At 52.2% G+C, this 13,048-nt stretch carries 10 protein-coding genes; 3 read left to right on the top strand and 7 right to left on the bottom strand.

The features are described from left to right. Positions 1–10 precede the first annotated feature (10 nt). The 4 genes from mnmC2 to ispZ form a co-directional block, all read right to left on the bottom strand. The gene (gene mnmC2 / locus AC5L4R_RS07615) at positions 11–2,155 is read right to left on the bottom strand and encodes a tRNA (5-methylaminomethyl-2-thiouridine)(34)-methyltransferase MnmC2 (protein WP_494473331.1); all 2,145 of its coding nucleotides are present in this window, start codon (positions 2,153–2,155) and stop codon (positions 11–13) included. Then, on the bottom strand, positions 2,155–2,598 hold the full coding sequence (locus tag AC5L4R_RS07610) for an SH3 domain-containing protein (RefSeq protein WP_494473330.1): 444 nt from the start codon (positions 2,596–2,598) through the stop codon (positions 2,155–2,157). Before AC5L4R_RS07610 ends, mnmC2 begins: the two co-directional genes overlap by 1 nt. 62 nt (positions 2,599–2,660) lie before the next feature. Next, on the bottom strand, positions 2,661–2,957 hold the full coding sequence (locus AC5L4R_RS07605; RefSeq protein ID WP_494473329.1) for a YciI family protein: 297 nt from the start codon (positions 2,955–2,957) through the stop codon (positions 2,661–2,663). 30 nt (positions 2,958–2,987) lie between these two features. Further along, the gene (ispZ, locus tag AC5L4R_RS07600; protein ID WP_494473328.1) at positions 2,988–3,536 is read right to left on the bottom strand and encodes a septation protein IspZ; all 549 of its coding nucleotides are present in this window, start codon (positions 3,534–3,536) and stop codon (positions 2,988–2,990) included. A gap of 217 nt (positions 3,537–3,753) precedes the next feature. Here ispZ and AC5L4R_RS07595 point away from each other — a divergent pair, with 217 nt between their 5' ends. Further along, positions 3,754–4,626 carry a PHP domain-containing protein gene (locus AC5L4R_RS07595; RefSeq protein WP_494473359.1) on the top strand — a complete coding sequence of 291 codons (873 nt, stop codon included), beginning with the start codon at positions 3,754–3,756 and terminating at the stop codon, positions 4,624–4,626. A gap of 402 nt (positions 4,627–5,028) precedes the next feature. Here AC5L4R_RS07595 and AC5L4R_RS07590 read toward each other — a convergent pair whose 3' ends face one another. Further along, entirely contained in the window at positions 5,029–6,021 is a 993-nt protein-coding gene (locus tag AC5L4R_RS07590; RefSeq protein WP_494473327.1) for an IS5 family transposase, read from the bottom strand. Positions 6,022–6,159: 138 nt separating this feature from the next. On the opposite strand from AC5L4R_RS07590, the gene pgeF reads away from it, so the two are divergent. Continuing rightward, positions 6,160–6,990: a peptidoglycan editing factor PgeF gene (gene pgeF / locus AC5L4R_RS07585; protein ID WP_494473326.1), complete on the top strand. Its 831-nt coding sequence runs from the start codon at positions 6,160–6,162 to the stop codon at positions 6,988–6,990. 32 nt (positions 6,991–7,022) lie between these two features. Here the strand turns inward: pgeF and AC5L4R_RS07580 are convergent, their stop codons facing one another. Continuing rightward, entirely contained in the window at positions 7,023–8,459 is a 1,437-nt protein-coding gene (locus tag AC5L4R_RS07580; RefSeq protein WP_494473325.1) for a peptidylprolyl isomerase, read from the bottom strand. Positions 8,460–8,636: 177 nt separating this feature from the next. After that, entirely contained in the window at positions 8,637–11,726 is a 3,090-nt protein-coding gene (locus AC5L4R_RS07575; RefSeq protein WP_494473324.1) for an LPS-assembly protein LptD, read from the bottom strand. Between the two features lie 332 nt (positions 11,727–12,058). Here AC5L4R_RS07575 and AC5L4R_RS07570 point away from each other — a divergent pair, with 332 nt between their 5' ends. Then, positions 12,059–13,027: an IS4 family transposase gene (locus tag AC5L4R_RS07570; protein WP_494473358.1), complete on the top strand. Its 969-nt coding sequence runs from the start codon at positions 12,059–12,061 to the stop codon at positions 13,025–13,027. Positions 13,028–13,048 lie beyond the last annotated feature (21 nt).

Here is a 13,048-nt window from a genome sequence, read left to right as displayed (position 1 = left end):
TGGCGGTGTATCAACGCAGCGCCTTACGATTTGGGCTTAGCTTAGCCAGCCAATGCCGTGGCAGCGGTAGTAGGTCACCACACATCAAACTTGCCAACCACTCACCGCAAATCGGCGCATACGCATAGCCTTTTGACCCAAGCGCGGCAAACGTCCACACACGGCTATGCGTGTCATTCGGCTGCGTCCACACTTGCCCAACCAGCGGCAAATAATCGGGCGTTTGGGCGCGTAGGCTTGCGCGGCCATGCCAATCCTGCCTACGCTTGGTGGCAAACAATGGCTTAGCCGCAAGCGTCGGCAAGGCGTGTTGTAGGGTGGCTAAATTTGCCTTATGGTCGGCATCGTGCGTGCGCGTGTCCGACGTGCCACGGACAAAACTTGCGCCAAGTAGGGCATAACGCTGGCGTGTATCAGCAAACGTTGCCAAATAACCGCCGTATTTGAGCGCGAACGCTGGCAGGCTGTCATTCTCAGCCAAGGCAAACCAGCTAATTTGCCCACGGCTGTGCTTAATCCGCGACACATGGGGCAAAAATTGCGCCGTATCGCGCGCCATGCACAGCACGACATGGTCAAAGCTGGGCGGCAAGTCGGTCGGTTGGGCGTGGTCGGGCGTTGTTGTTTGCAGACGAATTTGCTTGGCTGCGGGTTCAATACCGTGCAAGGTTGCCTGACAAAACGTGATATTTGGTAAGCTGAGCACCGCCTTGGCAAAAGCGTGGGTGTTGATTAGGCTGGCATCATCAAGCCACCAGCCTGCTTGCCAGGCTACTTGCTTTTGCTCAGCGGCTTGCTTGTTGAGTGGCTGTGGGGGTGGTTGATGGTTCAGTAAAGTTTGCACCTGTTTGGTAGTTAATGGTGTGGCAAAATCCGCGACATCCGCCAGCGCGTTGCTTGCCATGGCGTGGCGTTGGTGTGCCAACAAATCCAACACCCCAACGCGCTCAAGCACGGGCGCGGCATGCGGCGGTAGCAACGCCTGTAAGGCGGGATAAAACCGTAAGCCTGCCAAATAACCGATGAGGTGCAAGTTGTCATCAAAACGTGTGACATTGTGTAGCTTGGGTGCAAGTAGGGCGCGGATATTGCCCGACGCGCCTGCCAGCGGATGGGCGCGATCCAGCAGCCACACGCGATGTCCGCGCTGTGCAAGGCTATATGCCACCGCAAGCCCTGCCACGCCTGCGCCAACTACTGCCACCGTCAGCGCACGATGATTGGCAGGTACCAAGTCTGGCAACGTATCGGGCGCGTACTTGTGCCGTGATTTACGTGATAACGTGGCGTGATAAAAATCTTGCCGAAAGGGTAGCGGCAGCCAAAACGGCGCGATTTTTTTGTTGTGGCGAAAACGCGCCGTTGTCAACACGGGCGGCGGATTTTTGGGCAATACACCCGTGAGCATGTGGCGTTTTTTGCCATAGCCTTTAACTTTATTGAGCACAAAGCCCTGCCGCTGTAGACCCGATTTGACAATCTGCGCCGCGCTAAACGTTGCCAGCGTCGTGCCTGCTTTGGACAAGCGGCGGATCTGGGCAAACAGCGCGTCTGACCACAGCCGCGTATCACGCGCAGGCGCAAAACCATCAAGCCACCACGCATCGACACACGCCTGCCCTGTACACTGCTGCAGGCTTGTGATGGCATCGCCAAACCACAAATCCAGCGTCAGGCGTTCATCAAAAAAATTCAACCGATGACAACCTGCCAACAGCGGCGGATAACTGTCCAACAACCGCTGTGCCAAGGGCGCAAGCGTCGGCCACGCTGCCAATGCCCGCGCCAAATCTGCCCGTCGTAATGGGTATTTTTCGGTGGTGATGATGTGCAGCCGACTGTGATTGTCGGGGCGCGTCTGCTGCCACAGTTGCCACGCCGCCAGCACGTTAAGCCCCGTGCCAAAGCCGATTTCACCGACCACAAAACAGCCATAATCAGCCAACGCTGCCCAACGCTGCGCCAGCTGGTTGTGGTCTAAAAACACATACTGGCTTTCTGCCAGGCCATCGGCGCGGCTAAAATACACATCACCAAATTGCGCCGATATCGGCACGCTATGGCCGCCATCATCGGTTTGCCAGTCGATTTGCGCAGGGGCGATAGCGTTGCTATTTGACAAATCAGTGTCGAGAATGTCGGGCAAATCAGCCATTACCAACGCCCTTTGCGCCCAAACACCAGCCAGCCCAAAGCAAGCCCGACCAACACCCCAAATAACGCGGTCACCGCGCCATACACAAACAGCTGCCCACTGCGTTCATGCACCAGCACATTAACTTGGGTGGCAAGGCTATCAACTTGGCGTTTAAGCTCGGCATTTGTTATCAGCAGCTGTTCGTTGGCTTGCTGCAAGGCTTGTGTGCTGGGCTGGTTGAGCTGGGCAAGGGTTGGCTGATTGGGGTTTTGTGTGGGCGGTACGGCGGTGGCGGCGGTGGTAGACGCAGGCGCGGTGGGATTGACAATTACCTGTGGCGCGGCAAACGTCGATGGACTTAATGCCAGCAGCAACAGCCCACACAGCCCTAGTTGCCGCCGTTTATTTGGTGTGTTGTTCACCCTGTTATTTGGGTTATCTTGCTGTTGGCTGACTTGCACCGCTGCCTACCTTGAATCCATAAAACCATCACGCAAAAAACAATCGCGCAAACATGTTTCCCTTATGCTTTGGGAAATACCTGCACAAACGGCTTGATATCAACGTGACTATACACGCCGTGCAGTAAAAACGGCTCTTGCGCGGCCCAGTCTTGCGCCGCTGCTTCATCGGCAAAATCCGCCACAATCACACTGCCTGTGACCTCGCAAGCCCCATGGGCGACAGGGGTCGGGCCTGCCAGTTGCAACCGCCCTGCCGCGTCGAGTGCCGCAAGGCGTGCTAAATGCGCAGGGCGATGTTGCTGCCGTGTCTCAGCGGTTTGGGGTGCGTCGTGACAAATCAAAACAAATAACGCCATGGTTTTTCCTTATTTTGCAAGTGATTACTGTTATTTTTGTGGCTTGGCTAAATCGGGGTTGAGGTGGTTTTTTAGCACAGCAAATTGCCCAACCATAAACACCAGCATGACAGGCAACCAGCCCCATGTTTTAAAATTCACCCACGTGGCATTGCTGGTAAAAAACGCAAAGTAATATTGCAACGCCGCCATCAGCACAAAATAACCCACCCATGCCAGCGTCAGCTTGCGCCAACCTGCAGGCGACAGGCGAAACACTTGCCCCAAGGCCAGCTGCATCAGCGGCTTACCCATCAACACGCTGACCAATAGCCCAGCCGCCAACACACTGTTGATAACGGTTGATTTCCATTTGATAAACGTGTCATCATGAAACGCAAGGCTCAAACCGCAAAACACCACCGTCAGCACAACGGTGACCCATTGCTGACGCGTAAGCTTGCCGCCTGCGCGCGCCGCGTGAATTGCCGCGACAATCAGTGTCGCAACCAACATCGCGCCTGCCGCTGCCAACACGCCATACAGCTTGGCTGCGACAAAAAACGCAATCAACGGGATAAAATCCAGCAACGCCGTCATAGCCGACCCTTACAACCGTTTCGCCAAATTCAAATCGTCACAAGGCGCGGCCACAAAAAGCAGCCACGCGCAAATAATAGCCGCTAGTTTACACGGTTGTGCTAAAATCGCAAGGTAAAATCTTTGCGCCCAAGGTCAATCCGTGAACCAATTTAGCCAGCACGCACCGCATCCAAATCACCACGCTTTGCTCGCCGCCAGCCCAAGTTTGACGGCACTGCCCATAGATTTGCATTGCCACAGTACCTGCTCAGATGGCAGTTTTACGCCCAGTGAGGTGGTGCACCGCGCCCATGCCAATGGCGTGCAGGTGCTGGCATTGACCGACCACGACAGCGTTGCAGGGCTAGAGCAAGCCCGCCAAACGGCCAACGCGTTGGGCATGACTTTGCTCAACGGCGTAGAAATTAGCTGCCGCCATCGCGTGACAGGCGGCTACAGCAAAAAATCGGCAAACAGCCAAATCGTGCTACACGTGCTTGGCTATGGCTTTGCTGACACCGACACCATGCACGCGCGGCTATCGGTGATTCAAGACCAGCGTGAACGCCGTGGCTATGCCATTTGCCAAAAAATCGCCACGGTTTTTAAACAGCCTGTCGCGCCACTGTGGCAGGCGGTACTTGCCAAGGCGCAGCACAACCCCAAAGCCGTTGGGCGGACGCACCTTGCCAGTATGATGGTGGATTTTGGCATGGTCAAAGACGTGCAAAGTGCGTTTAGCCATTACCTTGCTGACCACAAACCGTGCTATGTGCCGCTTGATGGCTTGAGCCTTGCTGATACCGTGCGCTTGATTCACACTTGCGGCGGCAAAGCGTCATTGGCGCACCCAACACGCTATGGCTTGAGCGCAACCAAGGTGCGCCATCTGCTGGCGGATTTTGCCAAAGCGGGCGGTGACGCGGTTGAGCTGCCTGCCAGCAACGAGCCACCCTCAACACGGCACATGATTGACCGTGCGATTGCCGCGCATGGTTTGCGCGTATCCATCGGCAGCGATTTTCACGGCACAACCATGCCATGGCGCGTGCTGGGGCAAGTGCCCAAGCTGCATCACGGGCAAATCGGGGTATGGCAGCTTGGCTAAGCACTTTGGTCACCATGTTGCTACAAATGCAGTCCATGGCTTGTGGTGTTGCCAAGCGCCTAAAATTGCTAAGCGCCTAAAGTTGCCAAGCGCGTAAAAAAAGTGCCAACGCAAAAGTTACTGGCTTGCCCCAAACAATCCACCCAGCGCGGCAGCCAGCCGTTGTCACCATAGACTGACAAAACCGCCTGTGACGCAGCGGCGTTAAATTTTTTAAAAATTTTTAATAGAGACCTTTGCACAAACCAGCGACCATCTCTCGACACCAATTTCAAACTCAACTAAAAACTGGAATTGGTGTTAAACAAGTGAAGAAAGTCACCGAATTGGCATAAAAGTCTCCTAAATTGCAGTCAATTAACGTCTATTGGCTAGTTTTGCCAACCAACAGACACAATAACCCTAAGACAGTCCGTATTTTCGCTTCAAGCCTAGGGCAGTTTTTAAATTATGCACTATGCTTGCAAGCAGAGTACTGGTATGAAATTGCATTAACCCAAGGTGACGAGCCTTGCTCATCCCATAATGCAATTTAAAATGACCGAATACCCGTTCTACCGTATTTCTGGTTTGGCTCTTTTGGGTATTGGTACGTTTTTGTTGTTCGGTAAGTGGTGTATTACGCCACGCCCTATCATGGATATGATTGTTGATAGGTGGCTCATGCTCGGCAAGATAGTCGTCATGGGCTTGGCTTTTATACGCACTGTCGGCGTAAACGGCAGATTCATCACCTGTTAAAAGCGTGGTAAAACATTGTGAATCATGGACATTAGCAGGGGTGGTTTGAACTTTTTTGACAAAGCTGTCTTCATCACAGTTAAGATGGATTTTATAGCCGTAGGTGGTTTTTACTTTGCCTGTGCTGTCTTTTTTACTGACGTAGGCAGCTTCGTTATCTTGGGTGTTGTCGGTATGTTTGCCTTTTTTAGCTCGTTTGTTTTTGGCTTCGACGATACTGGCATCAATGATGCTGACACTGCCTGCTTTGATGATGATATTTTGCTCGGCTAGTTGTTCATTGATTTGGTTGAATAAGGGTTCAATGAGTCCAAGTTCACCTAAGTGTTTGTGGTATCGCCAGATGGTGCTGTGGTCGGGCACGTTATCGGTAAGTGATAGCCCAACAAAGCGACGAAATAGTAAATCTCTTGCCAGTTGTTTTTCCATGGCTGGGTCGGATAGGTTATAGAGTTTTTGTAGTAGTAAGATTTTAAACATGATGACAGGGTGAAAGGCACTTTCGCCACGGTCACTGCTATGGACATGGCGTAGGGTGTGTTCGATACTTTGCCAGTTGATTAGGTTATGTAGTTCATCGAGTTCTTCGATGGCTTTGTGAGCGTTAATGAGACTGTCTGCTAGGGAGAGTTGCCCTGTTTGTTTCCATGCCATATTCGTGTCTTTTGCTATCTGTTTGATTTTACTGTATTATATCACTTTTACAAACTTTTGTGCATTTTTTCGTGCAAAGGTTTCTAATAATTAAGCTCACCAAAACACGATAACCTTAATTTAGCATTTAAACACACCATGCCCATGAATATCCATCAACCCGATTACTTCACCCTGGCTGACCAAACCTTGCCCAACGGGCGGCGTGTGTGGGTCATCCAAACCAGCACAGGCGATACGCCAGCCGACGCAGCCCACCCTTATGGCGGCAATAATCTGGGCTTACACGTTGGTGACAGCCCAACCACTGTTCATCACAACCGCGCACGGTTGCTCGCGCAGCTCAACGCACAGGCAGGCGTGACGCGAATCAGTTGGTTAAACCAAATCCACGGCGCGGACGTGGTACAAGTGACAGCCACGCTGCCACACCTACCCAACGCAGACGCGCAGTTCACCGCGATGCCCCATACCGCACTTGCCATCATGACGGCCGATTGTGTGCCGATTGTCTTGGTAAACGCCAACGGATCACAGATTGGCGCGATTCATGCAGGTTGGCAAGGCTTAGCCAAAGGCGTGATTGGTAATACTGTGCAAGCCATGACACAGACGCAAGCTGACAGCGATACCAGCCAGTGGCAAGCGTGGTTGGGTGCGTGTATCGCTGCCAAGCAGTATGAGGTTGATAGCCGTGTGCGTGACGCATTGGCAGTGACATTAAAGCAGTCTGGGCAACCGTCTGACCAGATTGATGCGTACTTGCGCCCAAATCCACAAAAGGCAGGGCACTACTTTGCCGATTTGGCGCAGATTGCACGCGCGCAGCTGGTAGCTTGTGGTATCGCGCAGGTAGCCAGCCGCGGGCTAGATAGCTTTGGCGATACGCGGTTTTATTCGTATCGCCGCCAAACTCAGCAAGGGCTTACAGCAACAGGGCGTATGGCAACGCTGATTGCGATTGCCTAAACGGCTATGATAGGTAGTGGCACAGCGTCAAATTAACCACTGGTGGTTTTTGCCTCGGGCATGATTTTGACATACGCTTGCGCGCGCAGTTCTTGTAGCCAATCCTCTAGGGCTTGTGGGGCAAGGCGCTGGTACAACGCTTCACGCGCCCTGTTACGCCGATAGGTGTCGGTCATGTCCTGTTTGCGTTTGCCTTCAACTTTAAGAATATGCCAGCCGTATTGCGTTTCAAAGGGGGTAGAAAAATCATTGACCTCGGTGTTTTTCATCACTTGTTCAAATTGTGTCACCATCTCACCTTCACCCACCCAGCCCAATGAGCCGCCGTTGTTCGCGCTACCGGGGTCTTTAGAATACGTTGCGGCAAGGGTGGCAAAGTCTGCGCCTTGACGCAGCTGCTCGTACAACGCGTCAATTTGCTGCTTGGCAAGCTCGTTGGTCAGCGTCACCGATGGGCTAATGAGAATGTGCCGCACTTGCCATTGGTCGATGATTTGCTGGTCATTGCCTTGTTTTTCTAGCAATTTGATGACGTTTAGCCCACGTGCGGTGGGTAGGGGTGGGGTGACTTGCCCCACGCGCAAGGCGGTGATTTCTTTTGACAGCTCACGCGGTAGTTCGCCTGCACGGTGAAAGCCCATGTCACCGCCTTGGATTTCGACAGGGTAGCCTGTTTGCGCGTTGGCGACCACGGCGGCCACGTCGACATTATTGGGCTTTAGGTCATCGGCGATTTTGTCCGCGACTTGCAAGGCTTGCCGCTGCTCGGCGTTGGTCGGGGCTTTGCCTGTGTCGGGATAAGGCACAAGCACGTGCAAGGTGCGGTATTGCACCTGATCCAGCGCGCGGCTTTCAGGCGATGCCAAGAACATATCCACGTCTTGATCGCTGATTTTGATGCGCCGTGCGATTTGCTGCTGCTGCAAGGCTTGCATGGCAAGTTGCTGGCTGACCTGTTGGCGCAGCGCTTGGTAGCTGCCTGCTTGCTCACGGTCAAGTTGTTGTTGTAATTGTGCCAGTGAATCAATGCCTTGTTGTTGGGCAAGGTTTAGCAGGGCGGCATTGACGCGCGCCTCATCAACGCGGATACCTTGACGTTGGATGATATCGGCTTGAATCTGCTGCAAAATTAGTTGGTCAAGCACTTGGCGGCGCAGCTGCTCAGGCGTTAGGCGGCGGTTTTGGGCGGCAAGCATTTGTTGGGCTTCTGCCATCGCGTCATTGAGCTGGCTTTGCAAAATCGGTGTGTCATTGACCACCGCCACCACGCGATCAAGGGTGCGTTTTTGTACGCTGACATCGGTGCTGCTGGCGGTGTTTGGCACATTACCGACTGCTGGGTTGCTGATATCGGCCGTTGCGGCATGGGCATTTAGGCTTAGCATATGGGCAAATATCGCAGCGGCAAGCACCGACAAACGACGTGTCATGGGTGTGGTGGTGGCCAAAGAAAAAACAGGGTTACGCATGGATGGCTATCCTTGTGTTTAAAGCCGCGCAGGGTTTCACGGTCTGCACGTCAAAATGTTTTGATGATAAACGCTAAAGTTTGCCTAAATATAACGCATGGGTAGATTTTTTAGCGCGGTGCCGATTGAGCCCAGCGTCTTGCAAAATCCGCCAATTTGGGCAGGTAACACGGGGCATTAAAAGTCTTGCTTGGGGTCAAACCCGACCACACGCTCACGCATGAGGCTAGCAAGCCGTCCCTGCCGACGGTTGGAAATCCCCGTGAGGCTCAGCTCTGCCATAATCGCGCGTTTGGGCTTGCCGCTGTCGTCAAGTTCGTCATAATAGCGCCGCCCATACACCGAAAAACCATAGCAGCAGCTGTCATACGTCACGCCTGCCAACACGTCACTCCATTGGCTGCGCCCTTCATCGTACTGCACCGCGCCCAAAAACCGCCAGTTTTCAGCAAAACCTTTAAACGTCAATGGCATCACCACTGACGCTGTCACCGCCGACAAATCGCGCTGTCCCAGTGGGTTGGCGTTGCGTTTGGTATAGCCGACATTATACAGGTGGGCGGCGGATGGTTGGTAGCGCACCTGTGTGTTGATATAGCCCAAATCGCCATCATCAGTCACCGCACCATCTAGGTCAAGCCATAGCTTGTTACGCGGCTGGGTGCTTAGCTGCACCACCGTGCCACTGGTGTTAAGGTGAATCGGCTCATTGCTGTCATTGAGGTGCACGCGGATATCACCAAAATAAAACTGCTGCCCAATGCTGGCATCAAGCCGCGTCAAGCCCTGCCCATCGACGTAGCGATAATTAAGTGATGGGGTCAGCTGGTTGCTATCCGCCAGGCGATCATAGCCCAAAAACCACGTGTTTTCATACAGTTGTGGAAAGTTTAGCGAGGCCAAGCGCGTGTTAAAATTTGGCACATTGCTTTGGTCACGATACGGTGCATAAACGTATTTGAGGCGCGGGCTAAGTAGCTGATAGCCGCCTGTGCCAAGTCTTGCCGTCGGGCTGCCTGCTTTATAAAACGTCAAGCCGCTGTCAATGCTAACCTCGGGCACAAACACCGATTGGCTGCGGTTATCGCGGTCCAGGCCGTTGGCCAGCGTGCTTTCTTCATCGTATTGGGTGTATAGATGCTGTAGGCTGACGCTTGGCGTGACATAGCCCCAATAGCGCACAAACGGATGCGACGCGGTGATTTTGTTGTATAGCCTGCCGCCACTGCGCTCGGGCGCAGAGCCGTCTTTAATCGGGCGTTTAAAATAAGCAAAATCGCTGGTGCCACTGACTTGCAGCCAGTCGCCCCACGGCACATAGCGGCTTGGGACTCGATAATGCAGCGACAACTGCGGCAAGCGATAATACGGCTTATCTTTATCCAAAATCGCTTGGTCACGGGTCAAATTGTTATCCAGCGTTTGAAAGGTTTCAAATTTTGCCAACGCGGTCAAATAATCATTGTAATAATTGGCTTGAACGCGGCGCGGCAAATTAAGCTGGGTGGCTTGGCTGCCCAATGTGTCAAAGTCGTCCATATAGGCCGAATCCGACACATACTGATAAATCGCTTCTGCTGATAGGGTCGGGTAGTCTTGCGACTGCCACTGGTGCTTAAACAGCAAGCTTTTGCGGTCTTGGTGGTCAAATTCGCGGTCATTGGGCAAATACGAACCTGTGACATTGCCTGCGCCAAAGTTGGCTGTCAAATAGCGAAATTCGCCCGATAGCATGGGATTGCGGTTGCTATAAATGCGTGGGGTCAAGGTCGCGTCATAGTTGGGCGCAAGGTTTAAGTAGTACGGCGTTTGCACCTGTAAGCCGCCATCACTGCTAAAGCCCAAACGTGGGGTCAAAAATCCGCTGGCACGGCGGCTATCAATCGGAAAATTAAAATACGGCAGATAAAACACGGGCGTGTTTTTGATGCGTAGCGTGGCGTTATAGGCCTGTCCGCGTCCGCTTGTGGTATCGACCGCGATTTGCTGGGCGTGAATCCGCCACGCTGGGTTGGCAGGGTCACACGTTGTGAACATCGCATCGTCGATTTGGTAATGGTTGTTATCAATACGGTTTAACAGTTTGGCATAGCCATGCGCTTGTAGCGGCACACTGGCAAAAGCAACATCGTGCGCGGTGGCTTGTGTGCTGTTAATATCATACGCCAGCTGGTCGGCCACAGTGATTAAACCGCCTGTCTTGGGTCGAGCCTGATGGCGCGTGGTCGGGCTTACCTCGGTGCTTGTCGTGCTGGCTGCATCATTGCCATCAATTAGCATGACATTGCCTTGCGCGGCGGCAATACCTTCGGATAAATACACGGCGATTTTATCGGCGTTGATTTGCTGCTGCCCTTGCTGAATATGCACATTGCCCGACAACTCAGCGTAGTTGGCGTTGTCGTAATACCCATAATCGGCTTGCGCGGCAAGTTGATTGGGCGCAAGGTCGGTTAAGTTGCTGTCACCATTGGTATTGGTGCGGTTGGTCGCATGGGTGTTGGGATACACCCAACGCCCATAACACATTGGCGCAGCAGAGGTTGGCGCAGCAGGGGCTGGCGTATCGGCATCGGTGTTGGCTGTGTCCAAAGCGTTTGTTGCCTCGCGGTCAGCGTCGGCGGCTTTGTCCTTGGGCGCACCCGTATCGCGTTGGTAAAATGTCGCCAAACGCGCAAGGCTGGTTGATGGCTGGGCGTGGTTCGTATCGCCTGTATTGTCTGTGTCGCTTGTGCCGTTGGTCGTGATGGGCTGTGGTGTTGGCGATGACGCGGTGGTTGCTGTTGTATTTGTCGTGACTGTACTTGCCGTACCTGTGTTTGCCGTACCTGTGTTTGCCGTATGGGTAAGCGCTGTATCTGTATTGGCTATATCTGCATCTGCGTTTGCTGTGTCGGTATCCGCTGTCGCTGGATTTGCGCCAGCTGCCTGCCCGTGGGGCAACGCGGCAGGGCTTGGCGGCGTGCTGATGGTCGGTGTGGGGTCGATTGCTAAATTTGGGGGCAAATTTTCGGCGGTCATCTGGCTGTGGTCATCAGCCGATGCTGGCGCTTGTACAACAGCGTTGTTTGCCACTTGCGCCTGTCCCCACGACGGTGTGCCTACCGCAAGCCAAGCTGCCAGCAGCTGATACACGCGCTCACGATGGGCACGACGATACACGCGCCGAGTGGCTTGGGTCAATGGGGACAAAGAATGCACAACAGGCATAACTGGCAACGCCTCACAAATCCGCCGATACTCACAAAAACCGCGGCGGTCACTCAACCAAACGTTTGCCAGCCAAAAAAAACTTTTATAAGGCTAAAAGCAAGTCTAAAAGTAATCACTGGCAAAATGGCTGTATCATAACATTACCGTGGGTGTTGTGCTATATTTTAAATCATTAAATGTAAACTCAGCACACGACAAAAAAACAAAAAAGTCTGTTAAAGCAATGGCAAAATAACAATTTTTCTCACGAACCACCATTATGCCAAACCTTAACAGACTCAGTGAAATATTAACCCAAAACCTTACAATGAACAAGGCAAGAATTATCTGTTTAAGCCTCATGATAATCGCCCTAATTACCGCCCAAAGCAGTAATCTAAAAAAAAATAGCAAGGCACCTACCTAATAGTGGCAAGACGGACAGTCACTACCGCAGGCTACAGCGATTTATAGCCAGTGCTGTCATCGACTATGACCAACTAGCCATATTGATATATCGGCTATTTGGACTGGGCAAAGTCACCCTCACCATTGACCGCACCAACTGGAAATGGGGGAAAAGCAACATCAACCTATTTATGCTAGGGGTAGTCTATAAGGGCATTGCCATACCACTTTACTGGGACATGCTAGACAAACGGGGTAACACAAACCACCTTGAGCGAGCCGAACTCATTGAACGCTTTATCAAGCAGTTTGGTAAACACAACATTGATATGATACTGGCAGACAGAGAATTTGTTGGTGAACGATGGTTTAACTGGCTAACAGAGCATCACATACCTTTTGCTATTCGTATCAAGAAAAACAGCAAAGTTGTGAACCATCACGGCAAATTGGTACAGATTAAAGAACTATTTCGTCATGTTACTGCCTTTGAGACCTATAGACATGGACGGATACTGGTCGTTGATGGCTGTGCTGTCCGAGTATTTGCCAAACGTGATAAAGACCATGGTTTAGTGATTGTAGCAACCAATCAGCTACAAACCCTTGATGCGATGACAATTTATGCTAAGCGTTGGGAGATTGAGGGTTTATTTGCTTGTCTTAAAGGTCGTGGTTTTAATCTTGAAGAGACGCATTTGACTAAGATGGATAGGGTAAGTAAGTTAGTGGCAGTCAATGCTTTAGCATTTTGTTGGGCTTATCATGTCGGTATTCATCAAGATAAGCAAAGACCATTAAAACGTAAGCCCAAGTCAAACGGTCGCCCTCAAGCCAGTTTATTTGCTTTAGGCTTGGATTTGTTGATTGAGGGCTTGCGTTTGGTGTTGTTGAACAATGATAAAGCCGTATTTCGACAGTTGGTCAGTTTTTTAACCCCTAAACCCGTGAAAATTGGTTGGGGCTGATTTTTTGTCGTGTGCAGAGAA

It is taken from the genome of Faucicola sp. SE7633 (assembly GCF_059264685.1).
The sequence above is the reverse complement of the archived record's forward strand: the minus strand, read 5'-3'. Positions and strand labels throughout refer to the sequence as shown.

Bases quoted from the DNA above. Each gene is read 5' to 3' on its own strand.
- mnmC2 (WP_494473331.1), bottom strand. From the start codon at position 2,155: ATGGCTGATTTGCCCGACATTCTCGACACTGATTTGTCAAATAGCAAC.
- AC5L4R_RS07605 (WP_494473329.1), bottom strand. From the start codon at position 2,957: ATGGCGTTATTTGTTTTGATTTGTCACGACGCACCCCAAACCGCTGAG.
- ispZ (WP_494473328.1), bottom strand. From the start codon at position 3,536: ATGACGGCGTTGCTGGATTTTATCCCGTTGATTGCGTTTTTTGTCGCA.
- AC5L4R_RS07590 (WP_494473327.1), bottom strand. From the start codon at position 6,021: ATGGCATGGAAACAAACAGGGCAACTCTCCCTAGCAGACAGTCTCATT.
- pgeF (WP_494473326.1), top strand. From the start codon at position 6,160: ATGCCCATGAATATCCATCAACCCGATTACTTCACCCTGGCTGACCAA.
- AC5L4R_RS07580 (WP_494473325.1), bottom strand. From the start codon at position 8,459: ATGCGTAACCCTGTTTTTTCTTTGGCCACCACCACACCCATGACACGT.